15 protein-coding genes are annotated in these 18,492 nt (G+C 70.4%); 4 read left to right on the forward strand and 11 right to left on the reverse strand.

Annotated features, from left to right (window positions below; translation table 11 throughout):
* Nucleotides 1-145 precede the first annotated feature (145 nt).
* From cobT to ACFWBQ_RS03610, 6 genes are all read right to left on the reverse strand, one after another.
* Complete coding sequence (gene cobT / locus ACFWBQ_RS03585; protein WP_385483459.1) at nt 146-3,508, reverse strand: nicotinate-nucleotide--dimethylbenzimidazole phosphoribosyltransferase; 3,363 nt, start codon at nt 3,506-3,508, stop codon at nt 146-148.
* 333 nt (nt 3,509-3,841) lie between these two features.
* Entirely contained in the window at nt 3,842-5,068 is a 1,227-nt protein-coding gene (gene cbiE / locus ACFWBQ_RS03590) for a precorrin-6y C5,15-methyltransferase (decarboxylating) subunit CbiE (protein WP_385483461.1), read from the reverse strand.
* Between the two features lie 122 nt (nt 5,069-5,190).
* Nucleotides 5,191-5,877, reverse strand: coding sequence for a GNAT family N-acetyltransferase (locus ACFWBQ_RS03595; RefSeq protein WP_385483463.1), 687 nt, complete (start codon nt 5,875-5,877; stop codon nt 5,191-5,193).
* A gap of 101 nt (nt 5,878-5,978) precedes the next feature.
* Nucleotides 5,979-6,845, reverse strand: a complete 867-nt coding sequence (locus ACFWBQ_RS03600; protein WP_385483465.1) for a MetQ/NlpA family ABC transporter substrate-binding protein — start codon at nt 6,843-6,845, stop codon at nt 5,979-5,981.
* 74 nt (nt 6,846-6,919) lie between these two features.
* Nucleotides 6,920-7,591 (reverse strand): methionine ABC transporter permease, encoded by a 672-nt coding sequence (locus ACFWBQ_RS03605; protein WP_385483467.1) that lies wholly within the window; start codon nt 7,589-7,591, stop codon nt 6,920-6,922.
* Nucleotides 7,588-8,649, reverse strand: coding sequence for a methionine ABC transporter ATP-binding protein (locus ACFWBQ_RS03610; RefSeq protein ID WP_385483469.1), 1,062 nt, complete (start codon nt 8,647-8,649; stop codon nt 7,588-7,590). The genes ACFWBQ_RS03605 and ACFWBQ_RS03610 overlap by 4 nt, the downstream gene beginning before the upstream one ends.
* 612 nt (nt 8,650-9,261) lie before the next feature.
* On the opposite strand from ACFWBQ_RS03610, the gene ACFWBQ_RS03615 reads away from it, so the two are divergent.
* Together ACFWBQ_RS03615 and ACFWBQ_RS03620 are read left to right on the forward strand one after the other, a co-directional pair.
* Nucleotides 9,262-9,621: a hypothetical protein gene (locus ACFWBQ_RS03615; protein ID WP_385483471.1), complete on the forward strand. Its 360-nt coding sequence runs from the start codon at nt 9,262-9,264 to the stop codon at nt 9,619-9,621.
* A gap of 2 nt (nt 9,622-9,623) precedes the next feature.
* Nucleotides 9,624-10,076 carry a hypothetical protein gene (locus ACFWBQ_RS03620; RefSeq protein ID WP_385483473.1) on the forward strand — a complete coding sequence of 151 codons (453 nt, stop codon included), beginning with the start codon at nt 9,624-9,626 and terminating at the stop codon, nt 10,074-10,076.
* A 22-nt stretch (nt 10,077-10,098) separates the two neighbouring features.
* Here the strand turns inward: ACFWBQ_RS03620 and ACFWBQ_RS03625 are convergent, their stop codons facing one another.
* The 3 genes from ACFWBQ_RS03625 to ACFWBQ_RS03635 all read right to left on the reverse strand — a co-directional run bounded on the left by ACFWBQ_RS03625 (nt 10,099) and on the right by ACFWBQ_RS03635 (nt 12,466).
* On the reverse strand, nt 10,099-10,602 hold the full coding sequence (locus tag ACFWBQ_RS03625) for a GNAT family N-acetyltransferase (protein ID WP_385483475.1): 504 nt from the start codon (nt 10,600-10,602) through the stop codon (nt 10,099-10,101).
* Nucleotides 10,603-10,648: 46 nt separating this feature from the next.
* On the reverse strand, nt 10,649-11,200 hold the full coding sequence (locus ACFWBQ_RS03630; RefSeq protein ID WP_385483477.1) for a sigma-70 family RNA polymerase sigma factor: 552 nt from the start codon (nt 11,198-11,200) through the stop codon (nt 10,649-10,651).
* Nucleotides 11,201-11,293: 93 nt separating this feature from the next.
* The gene (locus tag ACFWBQ_RS03635; RefSeq protein ID WP_385483479.1) at nt 11,294-12,466 is read right to left on the reverse strand and encodes a glycerophosphodiester phosphodiesterase; all 1,173 of its coding nucleotides are present in this window, start codon (nt 12,464-12,466) and stop codon (nt 11,294-11,296) included.
* A 370-nt stretch (nt 12,467-12,836) separates the two neighbouring features.
* Between ACFWBQ_RS03635 and ACFWBQ_RS03640 the strand changes: the two genes are divergently transcribed.
* Entirely contained in the window at nt 12,837-13,508 is a 672-nt protein-coding gene (locus ACFWBQ_RS03640; RefSeq protein ID WP_385483480.1) for a lysophospholipid acyltransferase family protein, read from the forward strand.
* A gap of 97 nt (nt 13,509-13,605) precedes the next feature.
* Here the strand turns inward: ACFWBQ_RS03640 and ACFWBQ_RS03645 are convergent, their stop codons facing one another.
* Both ACFWBQ_RS03645 and ACFWBQ_RS03650 read right to left on the reverse strand, forming a co-directional pair.
* Nucleotides 13,606-15,150 (reverse strand): MFS transporter, encoded by a 1,545-nt coding sequence (locus tag ACFWBQ_RS03645; protein ID WP_385483482.1) that lies wholly within the window; start codon nt 15,148-15,150, stop codon nt 13,606-13,608.
* A complete protein-coding gene (locus tag ACFWBQ_RS03650) occupies nt 15,147-15,698 on the reverse strand; it encodes a helix-turn-helix domain-containing protein (RefSeq protein ID WP_351170711.1) in 552 nt (183 codons plus the stop codon). The genes ACFWBQ_RS03645 and ACFWBQ_RS03650 overlap by 4 nt, the downstream gene beginning before the upstream one ends.
* Before the next feature lie 616 nt (nt 15,699-16,314).
* On the opposite strand from ACFWBQ_RS03650, the gene helR reads away from it, so the two are divergent.
* A complete protein-coding gene (helR, locus tag ACFWBQ_RS03655) occupies nt 16,315-18,468 on the forward strand; it encodes an RNA polymerase recycling motor ATPase HelR (protein WP_385483484.1) in 2,154 nt (717 codons plus the stop codon).
* Nucleotides 18,469-18,492 lie beyond the last annotated feature (24 nt).

Here is an 18,492-nt window from a genome sequence, read left to right on the forward strand (position 1 = left end):
GGGCGCCTGCGGCGGGTCTGTTCCCCTGCCCGCCCGTTCCCGTGACCGGGGCTCCGTCCCGGACGCCGGACAGGCCGAGACACTCCCCCACAGGCGGCTCCGGTCCCACACGGGTGGGACCGGTCCTCCTGCGGTTCGGTGCCCGCTACTTCTCCGTCACTCCCGCCGAGTCGAAGGTCGCCACCTCGTGCATCGCGCGCGCCGCGCTCTGCACGATGGGCAGCGCGAGCAGCGCACCCGTGCCCTCGCCGAGCCTGAGGTCCAGGTCGATCAGCGGGCGCAGGCCCAGCTTGTTGAGGGCGGCGACATGGCCGGGTTCCGCGCTGCGGTGTCCTGCGATGCAGGCGGCGAGCGCCTCGGGGGCGATCGCCCGGGCGACCAGAGCAGCCGCGCCGGCACTCACACCGTCGAGGATGACGGGTGTACGGAGCGACGCGCCGCCCAGCAGGAATCCCGCCATCGCGGCGTGCTCGAGGCCGCCGACGGCGGCCAGTACGCCGATGGGATCGGCCGGGTCGGGCCGGTGCAGCTCCAGGCCACGCCGGACCACATCGACCTTGCGGGCGTGCATCTCGTCGTTGATCCCGGTGCCCCGACCGGTCACCTCGGCCGGGTCCATGCCCGTGTACACGCAGATCAGGGCCGCCGACGCGGTGGTGTTGGCGATGCCCATCTCTCCGGTGAGCAGGCCCTTGTTGCCCGCCGCCACCAGGTCCCGCGCGGTCTCGATACCGACCTCGATCGCCGCGAGGACCTCCTCGCGGGTGAGCGCGGGGCCCGTCGTGAAGTCGGCCGTTCCGGGGCGGACCTTCCGGGGAAGAAGGCCGGGTGTCGCGGGCAGATCGGAGGCGACTCCGACATCGACCACGCAGACCTCGGCGCCGACCTGGGCCGCGAAGGCATTGCAGACGGCCCCGCCGCCGAGGAAGTTGGCGACCATCTGGCCCGTGACCTCCTGCGGCCACGCGGTGACTCCCTGGGCATGCACCCCGTGGTCACCGGCGAAGATCGCGACTGCCGCGGGCTCCGGGACCGGCGGCGGACAGACCCGCGAGAGTCCGGACAGCTGGGCGGAGATGATCTCCAGCATGCCGAGCGCACCTGCGGGCTTCGTCATCCGCTTCTGGCGTTCCCAGGACTCACCGAGCGCCTTCGCGTCCAGCGGGCGGATGCTCGCGATCGTGTCCTGGAGCAGGTCGTGCGGCTCCTCGCCGGGCAGGGCACGACGGCCGTACGTCTCCTCGTGGACGACCCACGACAACGGGCGGCGCTTGGACCAGCCCGCCTGCATCAGCTCGGGCTCCTCGGGGAACTCGTCGACGTAGCCGACGCAGAGGTAGGCGACGACTTCGAGGTGATCGGGCAGGCCCAGTTCACGGACCATCTCCCGTTCGTCGAAGAAGCTGACCCAGCCGACTCCGAGGCCCTCGGCGCGGGCGGCGAGCCACAGGTTCTCGACGGCGAGCGCCGAGGAATAGGGGGCCATCTGCGGCTGGGTGTGGCGGCCGAGGGTGTGGCGGCCGCCGCGGGTCGGGTCTGCGGTGACGACGATGTTCACCGGGGTGTCGAGGATGGCCTCGATCTTCAGTTCCTTGAACTGCTTGGCCCGGGCCTTGGGGAGCGACTTGGCGTACGCCTCGCGCTGGCGCTGGGCCAGTTCGTGCATGGAACGACGGGTCTCCGCGGAACGGATGACGACGAAGTCCCACGGCTGTGAGTGGCCGACGCTCGGTGCGGTGTGCGCGGCTTCGAGTACGCGGAGCAGGACCTCGTGCGGGATGGGGTCGCTGCGGAATCCGTTGCGGATGTCGCGGCGCTCGCGGATGACCTTGAGGACGGCTTCGCGCTCGATGTCGTCGTACGCGGGGGCGGGCGGGGACGCGGGTGCCGGTTCGGTGGCCTCGGCAGGAGCGGTTTCGGTGGAGACGGCCTCGGCAGGAGCCGCTTCGACGGGAACTGCTTCGGCGAAGTCTTCCTCGGCAGGCGTCGTTTCGGCGAAGACCGCTTCGGCGGGAGCCGCTTGCGCGGAGACCACTTCGGCCTCGTGGTTCTCCATGTCCGTCGACGTCACGGTTTCGGGCGCCGCACTGTCCGGGAGCTCGGTGGGCTGCGTCCCGACGGCCGGGATCTCGAGGGCCGGAGTCTCGATGATCTCCGGTCCGGTGCCGGGTTCGGCCTCGATCGCTACGGGGAGGTCGGCCTGCGGTACGGGGACGGGCTCGGACACGGAGGCGGGCACCGCGACCGGCTCGGGCTCCGCCACAGGTGCCGACGTGTCGAGCGCGACGGGCTCGGGCTCCACCACGGGTACGGGCTCGGCAAGCGCGACGGGCTCTGCCACGGGCGCCGGTTCGGCAACCGCGACCGGCTCGGGCTCCGCCACAGGGTCCGGCTCCGCAACCGGCTCCGGGGCCTCCACCGGCACCAAAACGTCCGCCACCACAGGGGCAACGGGCTCCGGCGCAGTCGGCGCCACGGCTTCCGGGGCAGCCGGAGCCGCCTCGGGCGCGAACGTGAAGGGATCAGCCGGGGCGACCGCAAAGGGCTCCGGCTCGGCGGCCGGGGCCACGGGCGTCGGGGCGAGGTGCGGAGTCGTCGGCACGGAGCCTTCCACGGGCACGAACTGCCCCATGGTGGGCTCGGCTGCGGCAGCCTCGACCGGCACGTCGAGAGGCGTCGCGTCGGGAATCCCGTCAGGAATCCCGGCCGGGGCATCTGCCGGGGCCTCCGCCACCGCCTCGGCCACCGGTTCCGGGACGACCGTTTCTGCGGGGATCGCGGGGATCGCCGGGGCGGGTTCGGGCCGCAGAGCCTGCTCGGCCCACGGGTCGGCGGCCTGGTGCGGGATCTCGCCCAGCTGGGGGCCGGGCAGCGGGGCCTGGTCGTCGGCCGGGATGTCGAAGTACTCGGGACCGGTCGTCGGCGGCCCGGCATGCCGTGCGGGCATCGGGTTCTGCGGGGCGCCGGCCGGGCCCCGGTCGGCGAGTGAGCGCACGACGCCCCCGCTCGGCGTCCCTCCGTAGGAGGGCGCGTCGGCCGCGGAGGGCCCGCGGTGGAGCGGGCGGCGAGTAGGGGTGGCGGCCTGGGCAGCAACGGGAACCTGATGGGGATTCTGCGCAGGGGCGGGGGCCGGGATCCGTACCCCGTTGAGGTCGACAGAGCCGGAGTCACGGCCTCCGGACTCGTGTGTGCCGGTCCCGGCCGTCTGCGCCTCGGCAGCGTAAGCGGGACGGCCCTGCGCCGGAATGTGCGCGTAGGGCTGCGGCTGGAGGGCGGGCTGCTGTCCCGCCGTCTGCTCGGGCAGGCCCGACGGTGCGGGTGCCGGGGCGGCCGGTGCGTCGCTCCACGCGCCCTGGGGCGCGGGCATCAGCAGAAGATCTTCGTCCTCGGGTACGTGCTCGGAGGGGTCGAGGAAGGTGTACGCGTCCTGGGCGGGGATGCCCGGCTGCTCCACCATGCCTGCGTTCTCCGGCAGTCCCTCGCCCGGGATCTGGCCGGTGTCAGTCATGCGTACCCCTCGCCCATCGTCAGTGCTCCTACGGCCCTTCGCCCGGGATGCCCGAACCACGGCACGCCGGTGCTCGTCAACAAGAACGAGCGGGCTCGCCGCGCGGCACGAAACGCGCGCGGAGCTATACATTCTCGCGGTCGTTCGCCGCCGCGACAGGCAGTTCTGCCACGGCTTGCTGTGGACTGCGCCACGTTGCGCGTCCCCCGGCGGTGCCGTACCACATCGCGGACCAAAACGGGCCACTTTTCCGGACATTGACGAACGAAGCGACGAACGGCCGGGCGCGGTACAACAATCGGTCAGCCTACCTCGCGCTCCGTCGCGAGCAGGTCAGGGGGCGAGGTCGGAGCGAAGCGCGGAGAGCAGGAACACAACGGATCGTTCGCGCTCGACCCAGGCGGAGGTGTCCAGTTCGACGGACTGGAGCAGGGCACACTCGACGGTGTAGCCGTTCTCGGAGAGTGCTGCCCCGAGGGCCTCGGCCTCGTCCCGGTTCGAGGCATGGGTGACGATGCGTTCCGGCCGCCGGGCGGCGACGGCGGTGACCACAGGAACGCCGCCGCCCCCTATCCGTACGACATCGGGCTCGGGCAGGCGTTCGAGAACATGCGGGGCCCGGCCCCGGACGACCTGGACCGGGACCTGGAAGGTCCGGGCCGCCGCTGTCGTACGGGTACAGGCGTCCGGGTCGCTGTCCACGGCCAGTACCGCCGCGCCGAAGCGGGCCGCCTCCACCGCGAGGGCGCCGCTGCCACAGCCGATGTCCCAGACCAGGTCGCCGGTGCGCGGGCCGAGGCGGGCCAGCTGGGCGGCCCGCAGGCCGGGCGACTCGCCCTCGCCGGGCTCCGCCGCAACGGGTCCGTAGGTGCCTGCCGGCAGGGCCCAGCCGCGGGCTCCCCGGGGGTGGACCGGCTCGCGGCCGGCGATCCAGGCGCCGGTGGCGGCGGTCTCGGGCCCGCCGCCGATGACGATGACGACGTTCGGGTCGCGCCAGGTGTGGTCGGCGGTCTTGTCGGAGGTGAGGACGGTGACCCGTTCGCGTTCGGTGCCGAGCTCCTCGCAGATCACGAAGGTGCGGTGGACGCCTTCCATGAGCAGGGCGAGCTCGGCGGGTCCCGCGCCCGGGGAGGTGAGGACAGCGACCTTGTGGTGGGCCCGGCATACGTTGACCGCGCGGCGCAGGGTGCGCGGGTGGGCCACGACGACCTGGGCGTCGTCCCACGGCATTCCCGCGCGGGCGAAGGCGGCAGCGACCGAGGAGACCGCGGGGACGACTTCGACCTCGAGACCGTGCTCGGGTGCGTGCAGGGTGCGTACGACCCCGAAGAAGCCGGGGTCTCCGTCGGCGAGGACCACGGCGCTGCCGCGGTGGCCGGCGATCCTGCGGGCGGCCAGGTCGATACTGCCGAGGCGGATGCGTTCGGCGGCCTGGGGGACTTCGGGGAGCGCCAGGTGATGGGCGGCTCCGGCGACGAGCGTGGCGGCCGAGAGCGCGGCGGTGGCCGCTCTGGTCAGTGGCGAGCCGTCCCAGCCGATCACCGTGACCCGGTCGGCCATCGTCGTCAGTCTCCTGGTGTGTCGCAGGCGTGGGCTCTGCGCGGGAATGGCGGAGCAAGGGTGAGCGTATCCGGTCCGTACCAGGGTCCGACCAGCGGCTTCCTGGAGCACGGAGGAGGCAGTCAGTTCCAGTCGTTGTAGGTCCCGTAGCCGCCCGCGTCGGCCAGCTGCTCGGCGACGCCTTCGAGGTCCTCCGGGAGGAGGCCCCAGACGATCAGGTCGGTCCTGATGTCGGTCCAGCCGCCGACCGTGCCGTTCTCGGTCCGGGTGCGCGCTATCCGTGCGTTGCGCAGCACTCCTTCGCTGATGCAGCCCAGTTTCTGGGCGACCTGCTGGGAGGCGGTGTTGTCGGCGGCCGTGCGCAGCTCGATGCGCTCGAAACCCTGGTCGCGGAAGAGCCACTCGGCGAGGGCCAGCACGGATTCGGTGGCGTATCCCTCACCCCGCGCCCAGGGGGCGGTGATGTAGCCGACCTCGGTCGCCAGGTTCCGCCAGTCGGTGTTGAGGAGCCGGACGGAGCCGACGAGGCGCTGGGTGAGGAATTCGGTGACGGCGAAGACGATGCCGTTGCCCTGGGTGCGCTCGGCGGGAGCGATCCTGCGGACCCACCGTTCCGCGTCGACCTGGGTGTAGGGGTGCGGTGCATCGGTCCAGGCGGTGACCAGCTCGTCGTTCATCATCTCGATGTACGCGGGGATGTCCGCCATGTCGAAGGGGCGCAGCACCAACCTGTCCGTGCTGATGGAGATGGACGGGAAGGTGGTATTCATGCGCAGCTCCATGCCGAAGACCGTGTAAAGGCACAGCATGCAGCATCGGGCCGTTGATGTGCATGGCCGGGTCCGCACGGCGGAGCCCCGCACACCCGGGTGGGGCGTGCGGGGCTCGTCGTGCAAGTGGCCCGGGAGCGTCAGGACTTGGCGGGCACTCCGAAGGCGGTGACGATCGAGCCCTGGTAGGTGTCCTCGATGAACTTCTTGACCTCGTCGGAGTTGAGGAGCTTGACGAGCTTCTGGACGCGGGCGTCCTTCTCGTTGCCTTCCTTGACGGCGAGGAAGTTGGCGTACGGGTTGTTGTCGGCGCTCTCCAGCGCCAGCGAGTCCTTGCCCGGCTTCAGGTCGGCCTCGATGGCGTAGTTGCCGTTGATGACGGCGGCGTCGACGTCGTCCAGGGCGCGGGGCACGGTTGCGGCCTCCAGCTCCTTGAACTCCAGGCCCTTCTTGTCCGTGATGTCGCTGAGCTTGGCGTTGGTGCCGACGCCGTCCTTGACGGTGATCAGCCCGTTCTCGGCGAGCAGCTGGAGCGCGCGGCCCTCGTTGGTGGTGTCGTTGGGCACGGCGATGGTCTGGCCGGCCTTGATGTCCTTGAGGTCCTTGACCTTCTTGGAGTAGAGGCCGAGGGGCTCGAGGTGAACGTTGACGACCGGGACGATGTGGGTGTTGTTCTTCTTGTTGAAGTCGTCAAGGTACGGCTTGTGCTGGAAGAAGTTGGCGTCGACCTGACCGTTCTCGGTCGCGGTGTTCGGCAGGACGTAGTCCGTGAACTCCTTGACCTCCAGCTTGAGGCCCACCTTGTCCGCCAGGTTCTTCTTGACGAAGTTCAGGATGTCGGCGTGCGGCGTCGGGGACGCGGCGACGACGAGGGCCTTGGCGGTGTCCGCCTCGGCGCCGGTCCCGCTCTTGGCGGCCGGGTCGGAGTCCGTCCCGCAGGCGGTGAGGCCGAAGGCGAGGGCGGCGGTGGCGGCGGCTGCAGCGGTGATCTTGATGTTCTTACGCACGAAGAGTGCCTCTTTCAGGTGGTGATGGTGGTGCGCCCGGACAAGGAGTTCGGGCTTCTTGGGGGAGAAGAAAGTCAGGAGGTGGTGCGGCCCCGGCGGGCCAGCAGGCGTACGGCTCCGTCGCCGACCAGCTGGATCAGGGTCACCATGACGATCAGCAGCGCGACGGTGATGAGCATGAACTGGTTGTCGAAGCGCTGGAATCCGTAGGTGACGGCCTTGGAGCCGAGCCCCTCGCCGCCGACCGCGCCGGCCATCGCGGAGTAGCCGATGAGCACGATGACGGTGGTGGTCACACCGGAGACGATCGAGGGCAGCGCCTGCGGAAGCAGGACCTTGCGGACGATCGTGGGGATCGATCCCCCCATCGACTGGACGGCCTCGACGAGCCCGTGGTCGACCTCGCGGATCGCCGTCTCGACGAGGCGGGCGAAGAACGGAATGGCGCCGATGGCGAGCGGCACGATCATCGCGGACGGGCCGATGAAGGTACCGACGACCCAGGTGGTGAACGGGATCAGTGCGATCAGGAGGATGATGAACGGCAGCGAGCGGCCGATGTTCACGATCACGCCGATGACCTTGTTGACCACGGTGTTCTGGAGCAGGCCGCCCTTGTCGGTGAGGACCAGCAGAACACCGAGCGGCAGTCCGCCGAGAACGGTGACGACCGCGGACCACAGCACCATGTAGAGGGTGTCGATGGTTCCCTGGGTGAGCAGTGGCTGCATTTCGGACCAGGTCACTTCGCCACCTCCTTGGTGAGCGGGGCGGGGGTCTGTGCGGGGATGTCCGCGGGACTGCTGTCCACGATCTCGGCCTGGAGGCCCTGCTCGCGCAGGAAGCCGATCGGTACGACGTTCTCCTCGAACCGGCCGGGCAGTTCGATGCGCATCCGGCCGATCTGCCTGCCGCCGACGGTGTCCATCGCGGCGCCCAGGATCGAGATGTCGACGTTGTACGTACGGGAGAGCTGCGAGATGAGCGGCCGGGCAGCGGCCTCGCCGTGGAAGGTGACGTCGACGACCGTACGGTCGGGACCGGAGGCCGTGCCCCCTACGGGGAAGAGCTCGTGGGCCAGTTCGGAACCGGGCGTGGCCAGCAGCGTGCCGACCGTGCCGGACTCGACGATGCGGCCCTTCTTCATCAGCGCGGCCGAGTCGCAGATCGTCTTGACGACGTCCATCTCGTGCGTGATGAGCAGGACGGTGAGGCCGAGCTCCCGATTGAGGTCGCGCAGCAGCTGCAGGATGGAGCGGGTGGTCTCGGGGTCGAGCGCGGAGGTCGCCTCGTCGGAGAGCAGCACCTTCGGGTCGCCGGCCAGGGCGCGGGCGATGCCGACGCGCTGTTTCTGACCGCCGGAGAGCTGGCCCGGGTAGGCCTTCGCCTTGTCGGCGAGTCCGACGAGGTCGAGGAGCTCGCGCGCCTTGCGGGTGCGTGCCTGGCCGGAGACACCGAGGATCTCCAGGGGCAGCTCGACGTTGCCCAGAACGGTGCGTGAGGCCAGCAGGTTGAAGTGCTGGAAGACCATGCCGATGCGACTGCGCGCCTCGCGGAGTTCCTTGCCTGCCCGGCGGCCCCGGCCCGCGAGGGCGGTGAGGTCCTGGCCGGCGACTGTCACGGTGCCGGTGGTGGGGCGTTCCAGCAGGTTGACGCAGCGGATGAGAGAGGACTTTCCGGCGCCGCTCTGTCCGATGACGCCGTAGACCTCGCCTTCGCGGACATGGAGGTCCACGCCGTCCAGGGCGGTGACCTCACGGCCGCGTGACTGGTAGACCTTCGTGAGGCCCGAAGTGGTGATCACAGGGGGTTTCCGTCACTGTCGAGTGCACGACGCGGTGTCCGCCGGGCACGGGGCATTCGTCTGATGAGACTGTTCTCGGTGGTCTCGTGGTCGACCGGTGGGAGTCTCGGCAAGGCTGGGCCCGTCGGTGGACCGGGGCGCAGCACATGCCCGGGCGGGCTCGATCCGTTGGGAACGGACGGCGCGGGCTCGGTCTCGCTTCGGGGCGCGAGGCTCAGGCGGGGGCCCTCAGAAGGCGCGCATTCGACACATACAACGAGCACCGGGCGTGGTGATCGCCTCGGTCGCAGGGGTGCGGTAGCTCGTCGTGGTCATGGGCCCCAGTAAAACAGACGTAACGTTCCGGCAGATCCAGCTGTCCGCATAGCGGACAGCCGTGGATGGTCGCTCGATGTCGGCCGCCCTCCTGCTCCGTCTCCTTCGCGCACCGCCCTGACCTGCGACGATACCGGCCGGTTCACACCGCCTCCGCCGCACCGGGTCCCTTCGCGGTGGGCGCGCTTCTGTGGTCAAGGCCACGATGCCCGGACGCCCGGCCGGTCCGTACCCCGGTGCCCGGCCGGGGCCGGGCCCGCACGCAGCGGGTCCTCGGGGCCGTAATACCCTCACTGCATGCTTGACGCCCTGACGGTCGCGGTCGCCGTGACCGCGCTCGCCCTCGCCGCCTGGTGCGGATACGCCGCCTACCGGGACCAGCCCACGAAGGACTGGCACTTCATCGGGATGGCCGTCGTCTCCGTGCTGGCGCTGGCCCAGCTGCTCGTGGGAATCGTGCAGCTGGCCCGGGGCGAGCGGCCCGACCAGGGCATGACGATCTTCATCGCCTATCTGATCGGCGCCTTCGCGGCCGTGCCCGCGGCGGGCTTCCTGTCGCTGAGCGAGCGGACCCGCTGGGGTTCGGTGACGGTGGCGGCGGGCGCGGTCGTGCTGGCCGTGCTCGAAGTGCGGCTCTACGACATCTGGGGAAACTGACCGTGACCGACACCGACCGCACCGAGGACTCCGGCATTTCCCCCTCGCCCGCAGGCCCGAAGCAGCAGTTCGAACTCGGCACCGGGCCCGGGCGCGTACTGGTCTGGTTCTACGGGGTGTTCACCGTGGCCGCCGCGTCCCGCTCCCTCGTCGAGATGATCCTGGACTTCGACAAGGCGCCGCTGGCCTACGTGTTGTCCGCCGCTGCCGCCCTCGTATACGGCTTCATCACGTACTCGCTGGTGCGGGGCGGAGAGAAAGCGCGCAGGGCGGCGCTGGTGTGCTGCGCCGCCGAGCTCGCCGGGGTGCTGGTCATCGGCACCTGGACCCTGGTGGAACCGTCCGCGTTCCCCGATGCCACGGTGTGGTCGGACTTCGGCATGGGCTACCTGTTCATCCCGGTGATCCTGCCGGTCACCGGGATGATCTGGCTGCGCCGCGCGCGGAACGCATGATTCTCAGGCCTGCTGCGGCCCTTCAGGCACTGGCCACATAGGCGGGTGCGACAGCGTCCTTCTCCAGCAGGATCAGACGGACGCCGTCCTCGCCGGTGGTGTCGCCCACCCTGGAGTAACCGGCCTTGCGGTAGAGCCGCAGGTTCGCCTCGCTGCGCTCTCCTGTGTGCAGCCGGAAGCGCTGGGCCGAACGCCCGTCGGCCAGACCCGATTCCGCGGCGCGCAGCAGCCGTGCGCCGAGGCCGTGCCCCTGGAGCCGGGGGTGGACGCAGAGTTTGCCGATGAGGCCGGTGCCGTCCCCGTCGGTGAAGCCGCGCACCGAGCCGACGACTTCCTCACCGAGCCGGGCCACGAACACCAGGTCCGTGGCGACTTCGCCGCGTACCGATTCGAGGGTCTGGATGAGTGGGTCGATCCGGTAGTTGTCGTAGAGCTCTGCCTCGCTCTGGAAACAGAGGTACTGAAGCTTGAAGATCTGCTCGACGTCCTGTGCTGTCGCCGCCGAGATGGTCACGCTCATGCCCATGTGTGCATGCCTCCCGCTCACCTGGTCCGCCGGTTGTCTACCCCTCCTATCCCCGCACTTCAGGAGCTACAACCTCCGCCGCGAGCATTCTGCGCAGACATCCAAGGCATCGGGAACGCATCGGGCCCAAACTGCCCTGTGACATACCCAACTCCCCTGCGATTTCCCGGTAGGTCGGATCGTGGGGAGCGAGCATCGCCGCCAGCAGCCGGGGGCACCGCCCGGGCAGCCGGTCCACTGCCGCACGCAGCGACCGACGTTCGTCCGCACCCAGAGCCAGGCGCTCCGGGCAGCCGCTCCAGTCTCCCGGGGGTTCGCCCGCGGGGTACGCGCACTCGCGCCGGGCTCTGCGGCGGGCGCGGCGCACTTCCGCCCGTACGGCAGCGCGGACCCAGCGGGCCGGATCGGCGGGCGCTCCGTGCTCTGCCGGTCGCTCCAGCAGCCGCAGCCACACGGCCTGTTCCAGGTCCGCGGGATCGATCGCGGCGGCCGGGGCCTCGGCCGCCGCCTCCGCACGCACCAGCGGGAGCAGGGCCCGGACGACAGCGGCCGGGGCGAGCGGGCCCCGGGCCGCGGGAGCATGATCGAGGAGCGTCATGCCCCGTCAACGCTCCCCGCCCGCAGCCGGTTGCCGTGCACGGGGAGCTCCACCCGACCGGGGCATCCCGGCCGGGCTGCTGACGGCAGTTCCTCAGTGGCCGGCGGCGTCCTCGGCGAAGTCGGCCGCCGCGAGCAGCGCGGTGTCCGGGTTGTCCGAGAAGACCCCGTCGATACCGGCCGCGAAGTACGCACGGAAGGCGCCGAAGGCATCGCCGTACGCGTTCGGGTCCGTACCGCGCCGGAAGTCCGCCGGCAGGAAGGTGTTCTCGTTGCGCATCGTGTACGGGTGCAGGATCAGGCCGCGCGCGTGCGCGTCCCGGACCAGAGTGGTCGGCGTGGTGAGCCGGCCCGCCCCGTCCTTGGGGATGACCAGGTCCAGCGTCGGACCGATGCCCTGCGCGAAGGACGCGATCCACTTCAGCCCGGCGGGCTTCACGAGATCGGCGACGGTGCGCGGGTCACCCGTCTCCACGAAGTCCCAGGGCCGCTCCTTCGGCCCGGACAGCAGGACGACGCGCGGGGTGGCGACGAGCTTCGACAGCCGCTGCATGGAGGTCGGCTCGAAGGACTGCAGGATCAGCGGAGAGTGTGCGCGGTGCCGGTTGTAGCGGCGCAGCAGCCGTGCCAGTGGCTCCTCGAGACCGAGCCCGAGGCCCCGGAAGTACGAGGGGTGCTTGGTCTCGACGTACAGCCAGACAGGCTTGTTGCGCCTGCGTCCTTCCTGGTCCGCCCAGCGCAGGACCTCCTCGAAGGTGGGTATCTCCCAGCGGCCGTCGTACAGGGTGTTCTCCTGGCGGTTGCCGGCGATCCGCTCCTTGGCGCGCAGTGTCTTCAGTTCGGCGAGGGTGAAGTCCTCGGTGAACCAGCCGGTGAGCGGGACCCCGTCGACCGTCCTAGTGGTTCTGCGGCCCGCGAACTCGGGGTGGTCCGCGACGTCCGTCGTGCCGGTGATGTCGTTCTCGTGGCGGCAGACGAGGTGGCCGTCCTTGGTCGGCACCAGGTCCTGCTCGACGATGTGCGCTCCCATGTCCAGGGCGAGCTGGTAGGAGCCGAGGGTGTGCTCGGGCCGGTAGCCGCTGGCGCCGCGGTGGCCGATGACGGTCGGCACGGGCAGGTCCCGGTAGGAGCCGTGGCCGCTGCTCCGTCCGCCCTTCCCGTGCTCGGCCGCGTTCGCCGTACCGATCGGTCCGAGGGCCGCCGTGCCGAGGACGGCCGCCCCCAGCAGGGCCCGCCGGCCGGGACCCGTCTGCGCACGCTCTGTCATGAATACTCCTCGCATGTGATGTCTGGCACCTGTCGAGCCGGGGTCTTCCGTTTGGATCAGGCCGGATCGGGGACAGAGTCCGGTGCCGTGGATCGCAGGGCGGAGGAGCTGCCCGACGACAAGGAGGCGAGGTACCGGGCACGCGAGCCCGGCCCGATCCGGACGAGAGGCTCCAGTGGCTTGATCGTAGGCAGCTACGCCATCGGTGGGGCGGCCCGTGGACGAACATGGCGGAAACACACGTCAACACTGCGTATCCGCTCCGTGAACCCGATGTGCGATCTGGCGGTACCCGCGAGTATCGTCCTCACCTGCACAGACCCTTAGAATTCCTGACCCGGCCGGCCCGGCCACGACACCGGAGGATGCGTTGTCCCGACTCACGGTCATCAAGGCAGTGCTCGGACCGATCCTGCGCCTGATGTTCCGCCCCCAGGTGGAAGGCGCCAAGAACATTCCGGGGACCGGGCCGGTGATTCTCGCGGGCAACCATCTGACGTTCATCGACTCGATGATCATGCCGATCTGCTGCGACCGGCCGGTGTTCTACATCGGCAAGGACGAGTACGTCACCGGCAAGGGCCTCAAGGGGCGGCTGATGGCCTGGTTCTTCACGGGCTGCGGAATGATCCCGGTCGACCGGGACGGGGGCCGCGGAGGCGTCGCCGCCCTCATGACGGGCCGCCGGGTGCTGGACGAGGGCAACGCCTTCGCCATCTACCCCGAAGGCACCCGCTCCCCCGACGGCCGGCTGTACCGGGGCCGTACGGGCATCGCGAGGCTGACGCTGATGACGGGTGCGCCGGTGGTGCCGTTCGCGATGATCGGCACGGACAAGCTGCAGCCGGGCGGCGCCGGGCTGCCCCGTCCGGGCAAGGTCACGGTCCGGTTCGGTGAGCCGATGGAGTTCTCGCGCTACGAGGGCATGGACCGCGACCGCTATGTGCTGCGGGCGGTGACGGACTCGGTGATGGCCGAGGTGATGCGGCTGTCCGGCCAGGAGTACGTCGACATGTACGCAACGAAGGCCAAGGCCGCCTGATCCGGCCACGCTCGGCGTGAAAGGGCCCGTACCCCCGGATGGCGGGGCACGGGCCCTTTCGTGTGTCCGCCGCTCGGGTGGACCCTGCGTCACGCCCTTAGTCCTCCACAATGCCTTCCTCCAGCTTCTGGCCGCGCAGCAGGAACCACGCGGCGAGGGCGGTCGCCAGCAGCACTCCGGCGCCGACGCCCGCGGCGACCCTCAGCCCGTTGACGAACGCCTCCTGCGCGGCCCAGACCAGCGCGTCCGCCTGCTCGGCGGGGAGCGCGTCGGCCGATTCCACGGCACCGCCGAGTGATTCGTGGGCCGCCTCGGAAGTGGCCGCCGGGACTCCCTCCGGGGTGGCGAAGCCCTGGTAGACGCTGGTGACGATGGAGCCGAGCAGCGCGATACCGAGGGCCGCGCCGAGCTCGTACGCCGTCTCGGAGACGGCGGACGCGGAGCCGGCGTGCTCCTTGGGGACGCTGCCGAGGATCACGTCGGCGGTGACGGTGAAGGAGAATCCGGCGCCGACGCCGACCACCAGGAGCACCGCTCCGAGCAGCGGATACGCGGTTTCCTTGTGGATGAGGGTGACCACCGCGAGCGCCAGCCCGATCGCCCCCAGCCCGCCCGCGACAACGGACCGCACCGAGAAGCGCCGGGCCGCCCTGCCCGCCAGCAGCCCCGCGGTCACCGCGCCGATCGCCGCAGGCAGTTCGGCGAGCCCGGCCTCCAGCGGACTGCGCCCCTGGACGAGCTGCAGGAACTGCGAGAGGAAGAAGACCAGGCCGGAGAGGCCGAGGATGGTCAGCAGGTCGGCGAGGACCGCGCCCGAGAAGCCCCGGTGGTGGAAGAGCCGCATGTCCAGCAGGGGCGCGGGGAGCCGGAACTGCCGACGTACGAACCAGACGAGCGCGAGCGCACCGCCGACGGCCGCGAGGGCGACGGCCCAGCTGGCCCCGTGCGCCGCCAATTCCTTGACGGCGTACACGACGCCGACCATGCCGATGAGGGAGAGCCCCACGCTGGGCAGGTCCCAGGGCCCCGGCGCGGGGTTCTTCGACTCCGGGATCATCTTGATGCCCACGGCCACGAGGACCGCCATGACCGGCAGGTTGATCAGGAAGACCGAGCCCCACCAGAAGTGCTCGAGGAGGACACCGCCGATGACGGGGCCGACCGCCGCGCCCGCGGACGCCATGGCACCCCAGATGCCGATCGCGAAGCTTCGCTCACGCGGATCGTGGAAGAGGTTCCGGATCAGGGCGAGCGTGGACGGCATCAGGGTGGCGCCCGCGACACCCAGCAGCGCCCGGGCCAGGATCATCATCTCGGGACTGTTCGCATAGGCGTTGAGCACGGAGACCGCGCCGAACGCGACGGCTCCGGTCAGCAGGAGTTTCTTGCGGCCGATGCGGTCGCCGAGGCTGCCCATGGAGACGAGGAGTCCGGCGATGACGAAGGAGTAGACGTCACCGATCCAGAGCAGCTGGGTCCCGGTCGGTTCGAGGTCCTCAGTGAGGAACGGGGTCGCGAGGCCGAGGACGGTGGCGTCGACGGCCACCAGCAGGACGGCGAGGACGAGGACCGCCAGGGCGATCCACCGCCCCGGATGGTACCGGCCGTTCGAGGTGCCGGGGCGGTGCTCGGTGCTGGTCATTTCTCCACGCTCCGGCGTGCTCCGCCGAGCAGCAACTCGACGATCATGTACTGGAAGTCCTGTCCGGCGACCCGCCCGGCCTGTACGGCCCATGCGCCGGTGCCGATGAGCCCGTACAGGGCTTCGGTCAGCCAGGCCGGTGTGAGGTCGATCCGGAATTCGCCGCGCTCCTGGCCGCGCCGGAAGAAGGCGGACACCCGGGCGTCGAGCCGGTTCCACCCCTCGTTCACCTGATCGCCCTCGAAGAGCTGGTTCTCGTTGACGAGGAAGGACAGCAGTCCGGCAGCGGGCTCGACGGCGGCGACGAGGCGCCGCAGGCCTTCCTCGGCGGTTCCCTCGTCGAGCTCGGCGGCGTCCAGTGCGGCCTCGAATTCCTGGATACCCAGGTTTTCCAACGCCCTGACCAGCGCATCCCGCCCGGCGAAGTGGCGGTGCAGGGTGGCGCGGCCGATGCCCGCGGCCTTGGCGACCTCGTCCATGGTGGCGGTCGATCTACGGGTCAGCAGTGCGGCGGCGCTGCGCAGCACCTGCTCGCGGTCGAGAGTCATGAGACGACACTAACCCATATGAGACACGAATGTCTCATTCTGAGGGCTGGGCGCGTCGCAACCCACGACCGTGCCGTGCATCATGAAGAAATTCTCGAATCCGTCGCCGCATCCGTAGGCTAACGGGAGACCCTCCTGGGCCGACGGCACCGGCGTACGCGGCGCACCGCGGATTCGCGAGGGTGGTCCGTCCGGAGCGGACGGACCAGGAAAAGAGGAGTATCCACTCCTTTCCGCTCTCAACGTATAGCGCATGGGGGGACTTGCGGCAAGGCCCCCGTCATGCCGCAGAATCATCCGCCGAAGCCAGTACCTGCGGAAATGGGGGAGCCACGACGTGCGCGTGCTGTCGTCTGCCTGCGGATCGTGCGGGGATGCCGAACCGCCGGCGGTACCCCGGCCGCCGGGCCGGCCGTACTGGGCCGGACGGGTGGCCACCGAGGGGCCGCCCGGTTCCGCGTGAGCCACGCGGACACGGGCGGCCCAGGAGCCCGGAACACAAGACCTCAACACCCCCGGTGGCCGTTGCCCGCGACGGCCACCAGATTCTTCACGCCGGTCCAGACACCTTGCTGCGCGCAATGGTTGCAGGCGACCTCAGATCGGAGCCAACGCCGTGAACCCGCTGACCACCAGCGCCTTTGACCTTCCCGACCGCCTCTCTCCCAAGGCCGACCCGGCACTGATCGCCGGCGACGAGCAGCACTTCGCGGCCATCGCGGAGTGCCTCGAGCAGTCGATCGCCGACCTGTCCGACCGCCTCGCCGCCGAGCGCAGGACTCCCGGCGGGGTGGGCCGGCAGGCCATGGACCGGGACTCCGAGATCCACCGGCTGACCGCCCGTCTGCGCACACTCCGTCGCTTCGGCATGGACCTGTGCCTCGGGCACATGGTCGGTGCGGACACCTCCGAGCCGGTGTACGTCGGACGCCTGGGCCTGACGGACAGCTCGGGCCGCCGGCTGCTCCTCGACTGGCGCTCCCCCGCGGCCGAGCCGTTCTTCGGGGCCACCCACGCCAACCCGATGGGGCTGGCAAGCCGCCGCAGGTATCGCTGGACCCGCGGCCGGATCAGCGACTACTGGGACGAGGTGTTCACCTCGGAGGGGTTTGCCGGGCACGCCGCGCTCGACGACCAGTCCGCCTTCATCGCAAGCCTGGGCAGCAACCGGTCCCCACGGATGCGGGACGTGCTCGGCACCATCCAGGCCGACCAGGACGCCATCATCCGCGCGGGTTCCCGCGGTGCTCTCGTCGTCGACGGCGGTCCGGGTACGGGGAAGACCGTTGTCGCGCTGCACCGCTCCGCCTACCTCCTCTATTCCGACCCCCGTCTCGGTCACCGCCGGGGCGGCGTGCTGTTCGTCGGTCCGCACCAGCCCTACCTCGGCTACGTCGCCGACGTCCTGCCCAGCCTCGGGGAGGAGGGCGTGCAGACCTGCACCCTGCGGGATCTCGTCACCGAGGGAGCCGCGGCAGCCGTGGAGACCGACCCGGAGGTTGCCCGCCTGAAGTCGTCCGCGAACCTGGTGAAGGCGGTGGAGGCGGCCGTCAGCTTCTACGAGGAGCCGCCGACCGCGGGGATGACGGTCACGACCCAGTGGTCCGACATCCGGCTGAGCGCCGCCGACTGGGCCGTGGCGTTCGAAGCGGCAGGACCCGGTGCCCCGCACAACGAGGCTCGGGACCAGGTCTGGGAGGAACTGCTCACGATCCTGATGGACAAGTACGACGGCGAAGGCTCGGAGTACCTGCTGCGCAGGTCGCTGCTGAGGAACAGGGAGCTGCTCACGGCCTTCGACCGGGCGTGGCCGCTGCTCGAAGCGGCCGACCTCGTCGGAGACCTGTGGTCGGTACCCGCCTACCTGCGCAAGTGCGCTCCCTGGCTCGGCCCCGATGACATCAAGCAGTTGCAGCGCAGGGACGCCCAGGCCTGGACCGTGTCCGACCTGCCGATCCTGGACGCGGCACGGCAGCGGGTCGGGGACCCCGAGGCGGCGCGGCGCAGGCGTCGGAACGAGGCCGCTGTCGCCGACGAACGTGAGCGCAGGGCCGAGTCCATCACCAGCCTGCTGCAGAACATGGTGATCGACGAGAGCCAGGGCGCACTGGCGATGCTGCACGGACGGGACCTGCAGGACACCCTGATCGACGGGAGTGCACTGCCGGGCACCGAACCGGACCTGCTCGCCGGCCCGTTCGCACACGTCGTCGTGGACGAGGCCCAGGAACTGACCGACGCGGAGTGGCAGATGCTGCTGCTCCGGTGCCCGTCCCGGAGTTTCACCATCGTCGGGGACCGTGCCCAGGCCAGGCACGGGTTCACGGAGTCGTGGCAGGAGCGGCTCGAGCGGATCGGACTCGACCGGATCAACCTGGCTTCCCTGAGCATCAACTACCGGACGCCGGAAGAGATCATGGCGGAAGCAGAGCCGGCCATCCGGGCCGTGCTCCCGGACGCCAACGTGCCGGTCTCCATCCGCAGCAGCGGCGTCCCCGTCGTACACGGATCTGCTGCGGACCTGAGCTCGGTCCTCGACACCTGGCTCGCCGCACATGCCGACGGGATCGCCTGCGTCATCGGCGATCCCACGTTCAGGTCGACGTCCCGCGTCCGGTCGCTGACCCCTGAGCTGTCGAAGGGGCTCGAGTTCGACCTGGTCGTCGTCATCGACCCGGAGGAGTTCGGCAAGGGCATCGAAGGAGCGGTCGACCGCTATGTCGCGATGACCCGGGCGACCCAGCAACTCGTCGTCCTCACGAGCTCCTGACATCGGCCGGACGGGAGGAACCGA

The organism is Streptomyces sp. NPDC060035, from assembly GCF_042736635.1.
Taxonomy (GTDB): domain Bacteria; phylum Actinomycetota; class Actinomycetes; order Streptomycetales; family Streptomycetaceae; genus Streptomyces.

Coding starts and splice junctions, on each gene's coding strand:
- cobT (WP_385483459.1), bottom strand. CDS start 3,508: ATGACTGACACCGGCCAGATCCCGGGCGAGGGACTGCCGGAGAACGCA.
- cbiE (WP_385483461.1), bottom strand. CDS start 5,068: ATGGCCGACCGGGTCACGGTGATCGGCTGGGACGGCTCGCCACTGACC.
- ACFWBQ_RS03595 (WP_385483463.1), bottom strand. CDS start 5,877: ATGCTGTGCCTTTACACGGTCTTCGGCATGGAGCTGCGCATGAATACC.
- ACFWBQ_RS03615 (WP_385483471.1), top strand. CDS start 9,262: ATGCTTGACGCCCTGACGGTCGCGGTCGCCGTGACCGCGCTCGCCCTC.
- ACFWBQ_RS03625 (WP_385483475.1), bottom strand. CDS start 10,602: ATGGGCATGAGCGTGACCATCTCGGCGGCGACAGCACAGGACGTCGAG.
- ACFWBQ_RS03630 (WP_385483477.1), bottom strand. CDS start 11,200: ATGACGCTCCTCGATCATGCTCCCGCGGCCCGGGGCCCGCTCGCCCCG.
- ACFWBQ_RS03635 (WP_385483479.1), bottom strand. CDS start 12,466: ATGACAGAGCGTGCGCAGACGGGTCCCGGCCGGCGGGCCCTGCTGGGG.
- ACFWBQ_RS03645 (WP_385483482.1), bottom strand. CDS start 15,150: ATGACCAGCACCGAGCACCGCCCCGGCACCTCGAACGGCCGGTACCAT.
- ACFWBQ_RS03650 (WP_351170711.1), bottom strand. CDS start 15,698: ATGACTCTCGACCGCGAGCAGGTGCTGCGCAGCGCCGCCGCACTGCTG.